Origin of the sequence: Bradyrhizobium genosp. SA-4 str. CB756, from assembly GCF_000473125.1 — a bacterium.
GTDB lineage: Bacteria > Pseudomonadota > Alphaproteobacteria > Rhizobiales > Xanthobacteraceae > Bradyrhizobium > Bradyrhizobium arachidis.
This window is the reverse complement of record NZ_KI421499.1, coordinates 2,233,600-2,247,589: the sequence shown is the minus strand read 5'-3', so window position 1 is coordinate 2,247,589 and position 13,990 is coordinate 2,233,600. Positions and strand designations below refer to the sequence as shown.

14 protein-coding genes and 1 tRNA gene are annotated in these 13,990 nt (G+C 65.1%); 3 read left to right on the top strand and 12 right to left on the bottom strand.

What is annotated here, in order from left to right; translation table 11 throughout:
* The first annotated feature begins 92 nt into the window (after positions 1-92).
* Complete coding sequence (locus BRAGE_RS0111200; RefSeq protein WP_027559840.1) at positions 93-1,058, top strand: AraC family transcriptional regulator; 966 nt, start codon at positions 93-95, stop codon at positions 1,056-1,058.
* Positions 1,059-1,118: 60 nt separating this feature from the next.
* Here BRAGE_RS0111200 and BRAGE_RS0111195 read toward each other — a convergent pair.
* The 3 genes from BRAGE_RS0111195 to BRAGE_RS0111185 form a co-directional block, all read right to left on the bottom strand.
* Positions 1,119-1,195, bottom strand: a tRNA-Arg gene (locus BRAGE_RS0111195).
* Positions 1,196-1,353: 158 nt separating this feature from the next.
* A complete protein-coding gene (locus tag BRAGE_RS0111190; protein WP_027559841.1) occupies positions 1,354-1,827 on the bottom strand; it encodes a hypothetical protein in 474 nt (157 codons plus the stop codon).
* A gap of 171 nt (positions 1,828-1,998) precedes the next feature.
* A complete protein-coding gene (locus BRAGE_RS0111185; RefSeq protein ID WP_027559842.1) occupies positions 1,999-2,574 on the bottom strand; it encodes a hypothetical protein in 576 nt (191 codons plus the stop codon).
* A 179-nt stretch (positions 2,575-2,753) separates the two neighbouring features.
* Between BRAGE_RS0111185 and BRAGE_RS0111180 the strand changes: the two genes are divergently transcribed.
* Positions 2,754-3,140, top strand: coding sequence for a VOC family protein (locus BRAGE_RS0111180; protein ID WP_027559843.1), 387 nt, complete (start codon positions 2,754-2,756; stop codon positions 3,138-3,140).
* A gap of 49 nt (positions 3,141-3,189) precedes the next feature.
* Here the strand turns inward: BRAGE_RS0111180 and BRAGE_RS0111175 are convergent, their stop codons facing one another.
* The gene (locus tag BRAGE_RS0111175) at positions 3,190-3,690 is read right to left on the bottom strand and encodes a hypothetical protein (protein ID WP_027559844.1); all 501 of its coding nucleotides are present in this window, start codon (positions 3,688-3,690) and stop codon (positions 3,190-3,192) included.
* Positions 3,691-3,949: 259 nt separating this feature from the next.
* Between BRAGE_RS0111175 and BRAGE_RS0111170 the strand changes: the two genes are divergently transcribed.
* Positions 3,950-4,300 carry a GrlR family regulatory protein gene (locus BRAGE_RS0111170; RefSeq protein WP_027559845.1) on the top strand — a complete coding sequence of 117 codons (351 nt, stop codon included), beginning with the start codon at positions 3,950-3,952 and terminating at the stop codon, positions 4,298-4,300.
* Here BRAGE_RS0111170 and BRAGE_RS0111165 read toward each other — a convergent pair whose 3' ends face one another.
* From BRAGE_RS0111165 to BRAGE_RS0111130, 8 genes are all read right to left on the bottom strand, one after another.
* Positions 4,301-6,988, bottom strand: coding sequence for a PAS domain S-box protein (locus tag BRAGE_RS0111165; RefSeq protein WP_027559846.1), 2,688 nt, complete (start codon positions 6,986-6,988; stop codon positions 4,301-4,303).
* 123 nt (positions 6,989-7,111) lie between these two features.
* Positions 7,112-8,026, bottom strand: coding sequence for a DMT family transporter (locus BRAGE_RS0111160; protein WP_027559847.1), 915 nt, complete (start codon positions 8,024-8,026; stop codon positions 7,112-7,114).
* 79 nt (positions 8,027-8,105) lie between these two features.
* Complete coding sequence (locus BRAGE_RS0111155; protein ID WP_027559848.1) at positions 8,106-8,900, bottom strand: NUDIX hydrolase; 795 nt, start codon at positions 8,898-8,900, stop codon at positions 8,106-8,108.
* A gap of 4 nt (positions 8,901-8,904) precedes the next feature.
* A complete protein-coding gene (locus tag BRAGE_RS0111150) occupies positions 8,905-9,858 on the bottom strand; it encodes a dihydrodipicolinate synthase family protein (protein ID WP_027559849.1) in 954 nt (317 codons plus the stop codon).
* Between the two features lie 102 nt (positions 9,859-9,960).
* Complete coding sequence (locus BRAGE_RS0111145; RefSeq protein ID WP_027559850.1) at positions 9,961-10,839, bottom strand: SDR family oxidoreductase; 879 nt, start codon at positions 10,837-10,839, stop codon at positions 9,961-9,963.
* A gap of 175 nt (positions 10,840-11,014) precedes the next feature.
* Positions 11,015-11,875 carry a MaoC family dehydratase gene (locus BRAGE_RS0111140; RefSeq protein WP_027559851.1) on the bottom strand — a complete coding sequence of 287 codons (861 nt, stop codon included), beginning with the start codon at positions 11,873-11,875 and terminating at the stop codon, positions 11,015-11,017.
* Between the two features lie 220 nt (positions 11,876-12,095).
* A complete protein-coding gene (locus BRAGE_RS0111135; RefSeq protein WP_027559852.1) occupies positions 12,096-12,485 on the bottom strand; it encodes a Zn-ribbon domain-containing OB-fold protein in 390 nt (129 codons plus the stop codon).
* A complete protein-coding gene (locus tag BRAGE_RS0111130; protein ID WP_028146251.1) occupies positions 12,485-13,642 on the bottom strand; it encodes a thiolase domain-containing protein in 1,158 nt (385 codons plus the stop codon). The genes BRAGE_RS0111135 and BRAGE_RS0111130 overlap by 1 nt, the downstream gene beginning before the upstream one ends.
* Positions 13,643-13,990: the final 348 nt, after the last annotated feature.

Below are 13,990 nucleotides of genomic sequence, written 5' to 3'. Positions count from 1 at the left end.
GGAATCCGGTTTACTGAAGCCGGATGTTTCGCCATTGATGGCAAAGTGCCGACATTCATTTCATTGTCACATTGCAGCAGCCGGCCTGACGTATGTTGTTCGACGCCCTTGTCCCGTCCTCCGCGCTTCAACTGATCGGCTTTGCCGACGTCGATGCGTTTCGGCCGATCGAGTCGATGGAGGACGCGAGAAGCATTCCGCTCGACGTCTTGAACTTCGCCGCAGCCCGCGCCGTCGTTTCGCTGCCGGCATGCCGCATCATCGTGATGAAGTCATTCGCGCGCATCCTCGACGCTGCCTATCGGATGCCGGGCGGGATGGTGATCCTGTCCATGACCGACGACCTTCAGGTCAATGCCAACGGAATGGATCTCGACGCGCGCTTCTTCGTTGCGCTCCGCGGCAACGAAGAGTGCCATTTCGTCGAACCGCAGACCAATCATTATGCGATGATCATCTTCTCTCCCGGCCTGAAAGACCGGGGTTGGTTCGACCATGCCGACGATCTGCGGGCCTATGTCGCCAACAGGCCCGCGCTGCTGCACACGCGGCAGCTGCTGCTCGACATTCTGCGAACCGCATCGGTGCAGCCGTTCCTGTTCGAAACCACCGAGGCCGCCGCCCATCTCCAGGAGGGCCTGCTGCTCGCGCTCGATGACTTGTTCCGGATCGAGCCGCCCTCGCATCGGACCGCCTCGGTTCAGGCCGACCGGTCGGCCAAACTGGTGCAACGGATCGACGACTACGTCGCAGCCTATCCGACCGCCCCGATTTACACCGCCGATCTCGCCGGCGAGTTCGGCGTCTCGATCCGCACGCTCGGCGGCGCGGTCAGCCAAGTGCGCGGCATGAGCCTGCACCAGTACATCCGTCTCAAAAGGCTATGGGCCACCCGCGCCCGGCTCCTGAAAGGCGGCGGTGCCACCGTCGCCACATGCGCGCGCGCCCAGGGTTTCCATCATCTCGGCGAGTTCGCCGCGGCCTATCGCGCGACGTTCCACGAGGCGCCCTCCGACACGCTGGCGCGGGGCCGGCAGACCAGGTTTTCGGCGGACTGACCGGCAGGCCTTGCGGCGATGACCCGGAACCCGGCACGCGGGCAGGACAAAGCAAAGGCGTGGCGCGCTCGGAAGGATTCGAACCTCCGACCCTCGGAATCGAAATCCGATGCTCTATCCAGCTGAGCTACGAGCGCCCTGGCCCGTCCGTAGGGCCGCAACCGAGAAGCGCCGGGGACCGCGACTGGCGAGCCAGCAAGGCGGGCGGCGTTCGGACGGCTTCGAATTAGCAGAGAGACTGGCCAATAAAAAGCCCTCCCGGTCTCGTTTCGAGCCAGCCGGGTCAGAGCCGTTCTTACCAGGTGCTGTTGAAGAAGCCGAACTGCGGCCGCTGCGCCATCACCATCATAGGCTGACCGCGCTGCGGAGCCGGATGCGCCCGGGCGACCTTGCGCTTGACCGGGGCCTGCGGCTTGAGGTCGGCTTTCTTGGTAGCATCAGCCTTTGAGCCTGGGGTGAACTGGGCGAACGTCTCGCGTACCCGTGCCTTGGCCGACATCTCCGCAAGGGCGGCTGCCGACGCGGCGTCCGGCGGCTGAGGCGCCGCCACGGCTGTTTTCACCACAGGCGCCGCAATCGTCGGCTGGGTGGTGTCGAGCACGACACGCTCAGGCAGGTGGCGATCGGACCTGATCCGGATCAGCGGTTGATCATTGCTTGCGGTGGCAACAGCCTGTGCCACGGGTGCCGCCGGCACCAGGTAGCTGACCGCGAACAACAGTGCGAGCAAAGCTCCACCGACATAGACGAAATACCGAAAGATGGGCATTGGCCGCACTCCGCCCCCCGCATCCCCGCGTGGGCTCTCCGCCTTAACAGGCGATACTCTAATTGGTTCCTAGCCCGGCCCTTTGGTTCAATTGGCAACGCCAAGATTTTTGGCCAAGGGGTGCGGAGGGCTGCGGACGGTAACTTTTCCGCTACCGGAGGACGCCGTCTTTCAGGTGCGCCGTGCTGCGACCAGCGAACATTTCGCTTGATCCGCGTTCACGTTGACGAAGCCGACGGAGACGCGCGCAAACGTCTTGCGGCTCTTCATGTTGACGGGCTCGGCCAGCACGCGGGTGCGATCGGTGAGATGGCTGCCGTCGCGTCGTGCGAATGCGCAAACGATCTCGATATCCTTTACGGCATAGTCGTTGTCGTTTCGCAGCGTGAACGTCACCAGTGCCTTCGAGCCGAGGCCGCCGCGGCGCCAGGTCTGTGATGAAATCCTGAGATGACCGAGTTCGGCCATTGCCGACGGCGCCTGGGCTTCAGAAGCCGGCGTGACCGCTGCTGATGCATCGCCCGAAGGCGTCGTCTCGACGGATGCAAGCTCAGGCTTCGCCGGCTCGGCGCTGTTGCCCTTGGAAAGAGGCAGCAGCATCCAGACACCGCAGCCGACGATGATGGCCGCCAGCAACCATAAAAGACTGCGGCCGAATGAGACGCTCGCGATCGTCACGCTCCGCGCCAGCCGCTCGCCGCTCCCGGCGAAACGTCCCAAACCGATACGGTCAAGCCTGGCGTTCATCGTTGCACCGATAGCGACCACAGCCCGTTGGACGACAGATCTGGCCGCTGTTTACCTTAATCCGGCAGACGAACTAAGGTTCCCGCGCTTCAGCCGAGTCGGCAAGGGCGGTGGCGATCATCCTCCTGGGCCGCTAACATGCACTGCAACATCGAAAGACCCTGTCGGGAGAACAAGACATGCCATTCGTCGTCACCTGGGATCACGTCCATCTGCGCAGCCCCGATCCGGAGGCCACGGCGACCTGGCTGCGGGACGTCTTGGGTGGTGAGATCGTGCACGCTCCCGGGCGGATCGACGTGAACCTCGGCGGCGCAAAAATCTTCATCGCGCCGCTTGAGGGCGACAACGCCGTCAACCCGCCGCCCCCGCACCCGCATCAAGGCCTCGACCATTTCGGCCTCACGGTGAAGGACATCGATGCCGTCGCGGCCGAGATCAAGGCCAAGGGCGTCACCTTCACGCGCGAGCCGACCACGATCCGCCCCGGCGTGCGCATATGCTTCATCCGCGGCCCGGAAGGCATCTCCATCGAGCTGCTCGAGCGCGACAAGAAATACACCTGACGCAAGCCGCATCAGGCATCAGCCGCCGCGCGAGCACCGTGCGGTGGCGCTACGTCATGCTACCGGGCATGAAGCAGCGGATGGTCACGCCCATGTAGCCGTAGATCGGCCACACCATGGTGCGCCCCACCCGGTTCGGCTCCGAGATCACGGCCTCCTCGGGCACGTCGACCCAGACCATCTCCTGCTGCTGCTGGCGATCGAGCATGGAGCCCGAACGCGGGATGCGGACGCGATAGTGCCCGTCCTTGCTCTCCCAGTCGGTATCCGAGAGCGCCGAGCCGTCGGCATCGGAGCAGCACGGCCCCTTGCCGCTGCGCAGGCCGTCGAACCAGGCCTTCAGATCGGCGTTGGTGTTGACGAACTGGCCGCGGTCGCGCGCGTGCCCGAACGGGGCAGCGAGCGCGATCAGCGCGATTGCGCAGGCCAGCTTCGTCACACCTCGCCAGCGTGCCGCGCTGCCAATCCGCCATCGTTCGTTTTTGCAAATCGTGGGACGCGCACTGTATAGACGCGGCTCATCGCCGCCGGAATCGATCCAGTTGCTCACGTTTGTCTTGCTCCAGCACCCCGCGGCCAGTGCAACAATGGTTATGCATTTCGCGGGCCAACTTGATTCGCAACGACTGGCCTCGCCTCATGATGAGACCGTCATATCGGTGTCACAGACAAGTCGGGACAATTACGGTGCGCGTTGCGGGGACAGCTTGGCGGCCGGCAAACTGCCGCGTTGCGCGCGGGATTGCGCTTTGGCATAAAAGCTTTACCGGTTGCGCCATTGGGCGATGGCGGCCGGCCTACGGGACGTTATGAAGAACGGCCTCTATTCGATTCACGTGAGTCTGCTCGATGGTCGAGTCGGCAAGGGCAGCGGCGTGATTCTGTTTCGCGACGGCAGGATTCTTGGCGGCGACGCCTACCTGTTTTACACCGGCAGCTACACCGTGAAGGACAACACCTTCAAGGGCGAGGTGCTGGTGCAGCGCCACACCTCGCCGCGGGGCGATGACAATCCGTTGTTCGGAGGCCCTGCCCCAGTCGGCATCGGCGTCAGCGGCACCTTCACAGACACTCGCGCGGAGATGACCGGCACGGCTCTCGTCGGCAAGGCCAGCCAGATCTTCGGCGCCACCCTGCACCGGCTCGCTGACGCCGATTAGCTATTCCGCGGCCTGCTCAAGCGGCGCGGTGCGCGGCAGGATCATCTGGATACGCGTGCCGCCGCCGGGCTCGGAATCGAGATCGAGCCGCCCGCCGAGGCGATTGGTGACGATGCTGTAGACGATGTGCAGGCCGAGGCCGGTGCCGCCCTGGTCGCGCCGGGTCGTGAAAAACGGATCGAACGCGCGGCGGCGAACGTCGAGCGACATGCCGCAGCCATTGTCCGAGAAGATGATCTCGACATTGTCCTTGCCGGACTCGCGCACCTGGATGTCGATGGTCCCGGGACGGCCGTCCGGGAAGGCGTGTGCCACCGAATTGAGAAACAGGTTGGTCAGCACCTGGCCGTAGGGACCGGGATAGCTGTTCATGGTGAGATCCGGCTGGCACTCGACGTTGAGCGTCAGATTGTGCTTGCGCAGGCCCGGCCGCAAACTCATCACCACCTGCTCGGTGAGGTCGCCGAGATCGAAATTGCGCTGGTCCGAATAGTTGCGGTCGGCCGCGACCTGCTTGAACGACTGGATCAGCTCGGCGGCGCGGTTGAGGTTAGAGACGAGCTGCGAGGAGGCATCGCGGCTGGTGTTGAGGAAGTCGTTGAGCGTGGAGCGGCGAAGCTCGCCGCGCTCGACCTCGGAGGTAAACGTCGCGGTCTTGCGTTCCAGCGCGGAGGCGACCGTGAGGCTGATGCCGACGGGATTGTTGACCTCATGCGCGACGCCGGCGACGAGGCGTCCGAGCGCCGCGAGCTTCTCCGCCTCGATCAGCGAGGCCTGGGTCTCGCGCAGATTGCGCAGCGCGGTCTCGGCGGATTCCTTGGCTTTGCGCATCTCCTGCTCGCCGCGCTTGCGCTCGCCGATGTCGAGCGCGACGGTGACGATCCGCTCGATCTCGCCGTCGGCGTCGAGCAGCGGCAGCTTGTTGACCAGCCATTGCCGCATGTTGCCGGCGGCGTCCTTGTACTCCTCCTCGTAGAAGCCGAGCCCCTTGCGCAGCCTGAGCACGCGCTTGTCGTTCTCGTCGGTCTTGGCCGCGCCGTAGCGCGACATCAGGTCCGCGGTGGTGCGGCCAAGCGCGTCACCGGGCTCGATGCCGAAGATGCCGGCCATGTAGCGGTTCATCAGCACGTAGCGCAGGTCGCGGTCCTTGACATTGATGACCGCCGGCACGGTATCGATAACCTGCTGGAGCAGACGCCGGCCTTCGGCGATGGCGTCTTCCGCCCGCTTCTGGTCGGTGATGTCGCGCAGCGTGCCCTCGTAGCGGACGATGTTGCCCTGCTCGTCCCGCACGCCGGTGGCGCTATCGGAGAGCCACAGGATGTTGCCGCTGCGCTGGCGCACCTGGTACTCGAACTCGCGCACCATGCCGTCGCGCGCCATCAGCCGCTGATACTCGTCGCGCGCCTCGGGAAGGACGTAGATGGTGTGGGCGATGTCGTTGATACTGTCGATCAGGTGCTGCGGGCTGTCATAGCCCATCATCCGCGCCAGCGCCGGATTGGCGTTGAGGAGGTCGCCGGCCGGCGTCGTCACGTAGATGCCGTCGACCGAGCCCTCGAACAGCTTCCGATAGCTCTCTTCCGCAAGGCGCTGCTCGGTGAGCGCGCGCACCGCCGCCTCGCGCGCGGTGTCGGCCTCCTCCAGCGCGCGGCGGAACACTTCGGCTGCGCGCGCGATGTCGCCGATCTCGTTGTCGAGGTCGGCCGAGGGAATCGAGGTGTTCTTCTCGCCGGCCGCGAGCGCGCGAATGGATCGCGCGATCTTTGCCAGCGGCCGGACGGTCCGCCGTACCACGAAGGCGGCCGCGACCATGCCGATCAGCACGCCGACGCTGCCGAGCACGATGCTCTGCCACCGCGCCTCCGCAAGCGTGCGGGCGAAGTCGCGTGACAGCACGTGGCCGCGGCGGTCGCTGACATCGCGCAGCAGTTCGGTGACGCGGCCGATCAGCCGGCCTTCGGTGCCCAGCACCTCGCGGTCGATGTCGGCGATCTGCCGCTCCCGGACGGCGACCGCGATGATGGCCTCGGCATAGTCGTTGACGGCCGTCTTCAACCCGCTATCGGCGATGTCCATCGTCCGCATGCCCTGCGCCGCCTGCTCGGCCGCGGAGGGATTGCGCGCCAGCAGGCCGAGCGCGATCCGGCTCTGCGCCTCGGACAGGCGGGAGGCCAGCTCGCGGTCCGCGGTGCCTGACACGGCCGCGTCGAACCGGTCGCGCAGCGGTGGCAGGCCGGCGAGCAGCTGGGCGCGTCGGTCGATCAGGGTCGAGATCCGCTCCAGGCCGCTGCGATAGGTCGCCAGCCGCTCGGTAACCCCGTCGATCATGTCCTGCTGCTCGGGCGCGAGCTCGATGCGGGTCTTCTTCAGGATGTCGCTGAGGGTCGAGGCCGCCTCGCCCACCTGCTTGAACTGGATGCCGGCGCCGGGATCAGTGACGAAGTCGCGCGCGGCGAGCCGCAGCTCGTTCATGCGGCGGTCGATGTCCTCGGCGAGGTCGCCGACGCTCTGGAGCCGCTGGAGCTCGGCGAAGGTCGTGTCGATGTGCCGGATCGCGATCACGCTCGCGGTCGAGGTGACGAGGATCACCGCCAGCACCAGGAGGAAGCTGCCGAAGGTGAGCTGGCCGATGGAGAGCGAGAATGTTCGCTTTTTCTCAGGGGTCGGCGTCAATTCGGCGGACATTGGTGTTTTGAGGACCGGGCTACTGGTAGCCCAATATACGACGTATTGCAGGCCCGGGGGAACATGCCTCGGGACGTCCAATATCCTTAATATTCCGGCCTACCGCCCTCCTCCGTCTCGACTTTATGACGCCCTGGCGCTGGCCCGCCGGCCAGCCGGGATCGTCATGGCGGCGACGCCGAGGACGACGCAGGCGAGCCCGATCCAGGCGGTCCGGCTCAGGGTCTCGCCAAGGAAGGCGACGCTGATGGCGACCCCGATGGGAACACGCAAGTACGCCTGCGCGGTGGTTCCGACCGAGCCCAGGGTCTGGATCAGGCGGAAGTAGATCGCAAACGCCGCCGCGGTCGAGAATACGGCGAGCGCAAGCAGGGCCAGCACCGAGCTCAGCGAGGGCGTTACCATCCAGGGCTGCTCGACGACCAGCGAGGCCGGGATCAGCACCGCCGCCCCCGTCAGCAGCGAGCCGGCCGCCGGCGCCATGGGATCGAGGCCCTTGAAGCTGCGGCCGAAGATCGCGGCGCAGGCATAGCAGATGGTGGCGGCGACGATCGCGGCCTCCGCAACGATGCCGCCGCCGATGTCATGGACCGCATCGACGCCGACGATCAGCAGGATGCCGGCCATGCCTGCGACCACGCCGATCAGCTTTCGCGGCGTCGTCGCCTCGTGGCGGGTGACGATTGCGGTGAGCAGGAAGGTGAAGATCGGTCCGGCCGAGTTGAGGATGGTGGCAAGCGCGGCATCGACGTGGCGCTCGCCCCAGGCGATCAGCGTCCAGGGAATGACGCTGTTGAGCACGGCCTGGAACGCGAAGCGCTGCCAGGTCGCGGCATCCGTCGGCATCCTAATGCCCCTCACCCACATCACGAGGAGCAGCAGCAGCCCCGCGATCGCCGTGCGCGCCGCGATCAGCGTGATCGGCGGGATGGTGGCGACGCCGAGCTTGATGAAGGTGTAGGAGCCGCCCCAGAGCGTTGCGAGCGCGACCAGCAGCGCCAGCTCGACGGCGATGTTGGTGTCCTGCCTGATATCCATCGTCCGTCCCGTCCATTTCGCAATAGACGGAACCTAGCGCGTCCCCGCTCGCTAATACTTCGTTGTGTGTCGAAGTGTATCAGCCGACCGCGCCGACCTCGAACACCTCGCCGTCATAACCTGCCTCGCGAGGGATGCGGAGCTGGCGCCCGGTTTCGGTCTTGGTCATCACAGGCATCACCGTGATGATGGACATGCCGCGGGCGTGCTCCATCGCAGCGTTCACGTTTGGCTGCTTGGCGAGCCGGATCAGATTGCGCGTGGTCGGGAACGGCAGCTTGAAACGGCCGCTCTCGCCGCCCTCCACCGCCTCGCGCGGCGAGACCCAGATGGAGTCGGTGGACTCACGGCCGTCATGCGCGCCGAGCTGGTCGGGCGGCGCTGCTGCGAGGAAGAACCAGGTGTCGAACCGCTTCGGCATGCCCTCCGGCGTGATCCAGTGCGCATAGGGCACGAGCGTGTCGAGCGCGAGCTGGAGGCCGTTGTCGGCGAGAATACTGAGGAAGCTGATCTTGTGCTCGTTGAGCGCGATGCGGTGCGCGTCCGCGATCTCGCCTGCGCGTTTGGCATCGACCGGCGCGCCTGTGTCCTTCGACCGCGCCAGCAGGATGCCGCTCTCCTCAAAAGTCTCGCGGATCGCGGCGATACGAAAACCGCGGTCGGCCTCGCTCAAGCCCTCGCTGCCTGAATAGAGGTCGGCGCGGGCGACGATCTCCTGATCGCCGGCATCGACGCTGCCGCCGGGAAACACCAGCGCGCCCGAGTTGAACTCGATCTGATGATGGCGGACCATCATGAAGACTTCGATTTCCTTGACGCCATCGCGCAGCAGGAGGATCGTCGAGGCCGGGCGTGATGCTGATGTCTCGGGCATTCAACTAACCTGCAGCGCTGGATTGCGGGCCGAGATTGGCGCGCTTGTCGAAACGGGCGACGCGCGACAAGAGGTAGTCGACCTCCGCCTTCGCCGTCGCCGTCATGGTCGCGCCGGGCTTACGCTGCGCGCTGGAGGCGATGATGCCGCGCTTCTGCAGCACGTATTTGCGTACGGTGAGGCCGACGCCGGGCTGCTGCTCATAGCGGATCAGCGGCAGATGCGCGTCGAAGATGTCATGCGCGGCATCGCGCTTGCCGGCCTTGGAGAGGTTCACGACGTCGATCAGGAGTTCGGGGAACGCGTAACCGGTCATGGCGCCGTCGGCGCCGCGCTCCATCTCGAAATCGAGGAATGTGCCGCCATTGCCGCAGAGGATCGAGAGCGGACGCAGCGAGCCGTCCTTCTGGAAGCCGCGCAGGGTCGAAATCTTCTCCAGGCCCGGCCAGTCCTCGTGCTTGAGCATCACGCAGTTCGCATTGTCCATGACGATCTTGCGGATCACCGAGGGAGTGAACACGACCGAGAGCGTCAGCGGATAGTCCTGGAGCACCCAGGGAATGTCGGGGCCGATCGCCTCGGCCGCCTGCTTGAAATAGCCGACGATCTGGTCGTCGGTGCGAAGCGAGGGCGGCGGCGCGATCATCACGCCGGCCGCGCCGGCGTCCATCGAGGCTTTCGCCAGCGAGCGCATGGTGGCAAAGCCCGGTGCGGAGACGCCGACGATCACCTGCATCTTCTTGGCGCGCTTGACGTAGCGCACCGCCACCCGCTCGGCTTCAGTGGCATCGAGCTTGGGAGCCTCACCGAGGATGCCGAGCACCGTGACGCCGTCGCAGCCGACCTCCTCGTAGAAATCGGTCAGGCGGTCGATCGAGCGCTCGTCGATCCGGCCGTCGTCGTGGAACGGCGTCGGCGCGATTGCGAAGGTGCCCTTGGCGTCGGCGGTGAGTTTCATCAGTCTCTCTCTTTCTCCGTCATTCCGGGGCGCGCGCAGCGCGAACCCGGAATCTCGAGGTTCCGGGTTCGTGCTTCGCACGCCCCGGAACGACAAAAAAGCCTAAAACCTCCGCGCGCCCATCTTGATCTGCTCCTCGGAGAAGAAGATCTCCTTGGCGTGATCGACGATGTCCTGGGCGTTCCAGCCCGAGTGCGGCGGTTTCCAGCCTTCCATCTCCATCATCCGCATTTCGCGCACGCCGCGGGGCCCGGACACGCCCAGCACCTTGCCGGTCTGGTCGCCCGACAAATCGCTGACCATGTATAGCACGGCCGGCGCGATGCCGTCCGGCCCCAGCGCCGCGCCGGGGTTCTCCTTATAGCGGGGCAGGTCTGCGGTCATGCGGGTCAGCGCGCCCGGGGCGAGCGTCCAGATCCGGATGTTGTACTTGCGGCCCTCGATCGCCAGCACGTTGGAGAGGCCCCAGATGCCGCCCTTGGCCGCGCCGTAATTGGTCTGGCCGAAATTGCCGATCAGCCCTGACGTCGAGGAGGTGTTGACGATGACGCCGCCACCGTTTTCCCGCATCCAGCGAAACACCGGCATGGTGCAACAAAAGGTGCCCTTCAGATGCACCTTGATGACCTTGTCCCAGTCGGCCTCGCTGGCCTTGTGAAAGGTCTGGTCGCGGAGGATACCCGCGTTGTTGACGAGGATGTCGGCGCGGCCAAAGTGCTTGATGGCGTCGTCGAACACCGACTGGCCGCCTTCCATGGTGGAGATGTCCGCACCGTTGGCGACCGCCTTGCCGCCCTCGGCCTTGATCGCATCCACCACCTGCTGCGCCATCGACTTGTCGGCGCCTGAGCCGTCGCGGGGGCCGCCGAGATCGTTGACGACGACCGAGGCCCCTTCCCTCGCGAACAGCTTGGCGTAGGCCTCACCGAGCCCGCCTCCCGCGCCGGTGATCAGCGCGACCTTGCCGTCGAGTAGTCCCATGGTGGCTTCTCCCTGTTTATTTTTCTAACCTCGCCCCGCTTGCGGGGAGAGGTCGATCGCGTAGCGATCGGGTGAGGGGTACAGGTCTCACTATCGTCTCGGCTCGTGGCGAGGGCCCCTCACCCCGTCCTCTCCCCGTAAGAACGGGGCGAGGGCGCGAGACATCGGCGCCTGCCTAACCCAGCACCGTCTTGCCGTTCTTGATCACGGTGACGCCGCGCGACTTCACCTTGACCTCGAACGAGATCACGTTGCCGTCCTTCCAGAGGTCCATGGTCACGGTCTCACCGGGATAGACGGGCGAAGAGAATCGCGCGACGTGCTGGCGGAACGCGCTGGCGTCGTAGTCGGCATAGGTCTGGAGCACGCCGCGGCAGGTGATGCCGTAGGTGCACATGCCGTGCAGGATCGGGCGCGGGAAGCCGGCCTTCTTGGCGAACTCGGGATCAGAGTGCAGCGGATTGCGGTCGCCGCAGAGGCGATAGACCAGCGCCTGGTCCGGACGCGTGACGATATCGATGGTCTTGTCGGGCGAACGCGTCGGGATCTTGTGCGGATCGGGCTGGGTCAGGTTTGGCCCACCGAAGCCGCCGTCGCCGCGCGCGAAGCGCGAGGCAACCAGCGTTGCCAGCTTCTCGCCCTTCTCGTTCTTTAGCACGGTCTGGTGGCTGATGATGACGCCCTTGTCCTTGCCCTTGTCGTAGACCTCGAGCACGGAGGAATCTGCGGTGATGTTGGCTGCCACCGGCAGCGGCTGATGGAAGGTGATGTCGCGCTCACCGTCCACCACCATCACCCGGTTGAGGTTCATCTCGCCGGGACCCGAACCCCAGGCCGCAACGGAGGCAAAGGTCGGCACCACCTTCAGCGGCCGCGGCGTGAACGTGCCCTCGTTGACGAAGGCGAGCTCGTTCTCGTCCATGGGGTCTGCACCCAGGCCAATGCCATAGGCGTAGAGCATGACCTCGCGATCGCCGTAGGCGTATTTCTGGCCGAGGTTTTTCAGGCCTTTGAGTTCTTCGTATCTGGCGGACATTTTTCTGGTTTCCTCCCGGTATTCCTCTCAGCGAGCAACGGCGGTTGAGAATGTGCCCTCTCCCCTTGCGGGAGAGGGCAGCACCGCCCTTGCAACAAACTCACTCGGGTGAGGGGTTGCCTCCGCAATGACACTTCTCGTGTGGAGAGAGACCCCTCACCCGGCAGCCTTCGGCTGCCACCCTCTCCCGCAAGGGGAGAGGGTTACGTCTTGCATCACATCAGGCCGGCGTGAAGAACGGCAGCGGGGCGCCGTCGGTCGGCTTGAACACCACCTTCACCTTCTGGCCGATCCTCAGCTTCTCGAGATCGCAGTCGACGAAATTGGTCTGCACCGACGGTCCTTCCTTCAGCGTGACGTAGCCGATGGCGTAAGGACCGGTCGGTGACTTCCGCATCAGGCTCCAGGTGTAGATCGTCCCCTCGCCCGACGCCTCTTCCCACACCGTCTTGTCGGAGTAGCAGAACGGGCAGATCGAGCGTGGGAAGTAATGCGCTTCGCCGCAGGCGGTGCAGCGCTTGATCATGAACTTGCCCTGCTTGGCCGCATCCCAGAATGCGGCGGTCTCAGGATTGGTCACCGGGGCCGGATATTTTTTCGCTTCGCTCATCACACGCGCTCCAGAATGGCCGTCGAGGCGGCGTGGCGAACACCCAGAAGGCCGCCGGTGCCGTGGGCGATGGCGAGATCGCAATTTTTCACCTGCACCTTCGGATGCGCCTCGCCGCGCAGCTGCCTGACGGCCTCAATGATCTTGGTCATGCCGCCGCGATTGACGGGATGGTTGCTGCAGAGGCCGCCGCCATCGGTGTTGAACGGCAGCTTGCCGACACCCGAGATCAGATTGCCGTCGGCGACGAACTTGCCGCCGTCGCCCTTCTTGCAGAAGCCGAGGTCCTCGAGCTGCATCAAGACGGTGATGGTGAAGCTGTCATAGATCGAGGCGTATTTGATGTCCTTCGGCGTAATGCCGGCTTCCTCGAACGCGCGCGGGCCGGACCAGACGCCGGCGGAGTATGTGAGGTCGAGATCCTTGCCGCCGCGCGGGCCCTTCATGGCCTCGCCATGGCCGATCAGGCGGACCAGCGGCTTCTTCAGGCTCTTGGCGATTTCCGGCGTCGTCACGATCAGCGCGCCGCCGCCATCGGAGACGACGCAGCAATCCATGCGATGCAGAGGATCGGAGATCATCGGCGAGTTCAGCACATCCTCGACGGTGACGACGTCCTTGAGCATCGCATGCGGATTGTATTGCGCGTGATGCGAGGCCGCGACCTTGATCCACGCGAGTTGCTCGCTGGTGGTGCCATAGTCGTGCATGTGGCGCATGGCACACATGCCATAGGCATTGTGCGTGGTCGCGCCGTAAGCGGACTCGAAATCGACCTCCGCGCCGGCCGCACGCGGCGGCATCACGCCGGTACGCGGCTTGCCGGCGAGCGTGATCAACGCGATCGAGCACTTGCCGGCGGCAATGGCTTCGGCGGCGTGGCCGAGATGAATGATGTAGGAACAGCCGCCAGTCTCGGTGGAATCGACGTGGCGCAGCTTTTTGGTGTTCAGGCCGAGATAGTCGACCATCGGCCAGGCGCCGCCGGGCGCGTCGCCCGCGCAGAAATAGCCGTCGACATCGTCCTTGCTGATCCCGGCATCCTCGATCGCGCCCTTGGCGACCTCGGCGTGGAGCTGGGCGGTGGATTTGTCCGGCGCATGCCGGGTCGGGTGTTCATAGATCCCGGCAATGTAGGCCTTGCCCTTGATGGTCAAAACAGAGGTCTCCGCTCGCGTTTCTTCTTGGCTCTTTTTTCTGAACCGCACCGGCCTGATTGGCAAGCGCGGAAATATTCCGTCGCGCGAGAGGGCAGCGGGTTGGCGCAACTCTCCCGACCCGTCATCCCTGAGAGCCGGGCCGTTCGAGGCTCGCCGAAGAAGCTCGCACCTCAGGATGACGGTTAAGCAGGGCTAGCTGTCTCAACATCGTCATTGCGAGCGCAGCGAAGCAACCAGGAATTTTTCCGCGGATGCATTTCTGGATTGCTTCGCTGCGCTCGCAATGACGGCCAGACACGGCTCCGCACCCTCGCGGCGGGTTCGCCCGAGTTTTGCTTCCGTCTG

Bases quoted from the DNA above. Each gene is read 5' to 3' on its own strand.
- BRAGE_RS0111200 (WP_027559840.1), top strand. From the start codon at position 93: ATGTTGTTCGACGCCCTTGTCCCGTCCTCCGCGCTTCAACTGATCGGC.
- BRAGE_RS0111190 (WP_027559841.1), bottom strand. From the start codon at position 1,827: ATGCCCATCTTTCGGTATTTCGTCTATGTCGGTGGAGCTTTGCTCGCA.
- BRAGE_RS0111185 (WP_027559842.1), bottom strand. From the start codon at position 2,574: ATGAACGCCAGGCTTGACCGTATCGGTTTGGGACGTTTCGCCGGGAGC.
- BRAGE_RS0111180 (WP_027559843.1), top strand. From the start codon at position 2,754: ATGCCATTCGTCGTCACCTGGGATCACGTCCATCTGCGCAGCCCCGAT.
- BRAGE_RS0111170 (WP_027559845.1), top strand. From the start codon at position 3,950: ATGAAGAACGGCCTCTATTCGATTCACGTGAGTCTGCTCGATGGTCGA.
- BRAGE_RS0111165 (WP_027559846.1), bottom strand. From the start codon at position 6,988: ATGTCCGCCGAATTGACGCCGACCCCTGAGAAAAAGCGAACATTCTCG.
- BRAGE_RS0111160 (WP_027559847.1), bottom strand. From the start codon at position 8,026: ATGGATATCAGGCAGGACACCAACATCGCCGTCGAGCTGGCGCTGCTG.
- BRAGE_RS0111155 (WP_027559848.1), bottom strand. From the start codon at position 8,900: ATGCCCGAGACATCAGCATCACGCCCGGCCTCGACGATCCTCCTGCTG.
- BRAGE_RS0111150 (WP_027559849.1), bottom strand. From the start codon at position 9,858: ATGAAACTCACCGCCGACGCCAAGGGCACCTTCGCAATCGCGCCGACG.
- BRAGE_RS0111145 (WP_027559850.1), bottom strand. From the start codon at position 10,839: ATGGGACTACTCGACGGCAAGGTCGCGCTGATCACCGGCGCGGGAGGC.
- BRAGE_RS0111140 (WP_027559851.1), bottom strand. From the start codon at position 11,875: ATGTCCGCCAGATACGAAGAACTCAAAGGCCTGAAAAACCTCGGCCAG.
- BRAGE_RS0111135 (WP_027559852.1), bottom strand. From the start codon at position 12,485: ATGAGCGAAGCGAAAAAATATCCGGCCCCGGTGACCAATCCTGAGACC.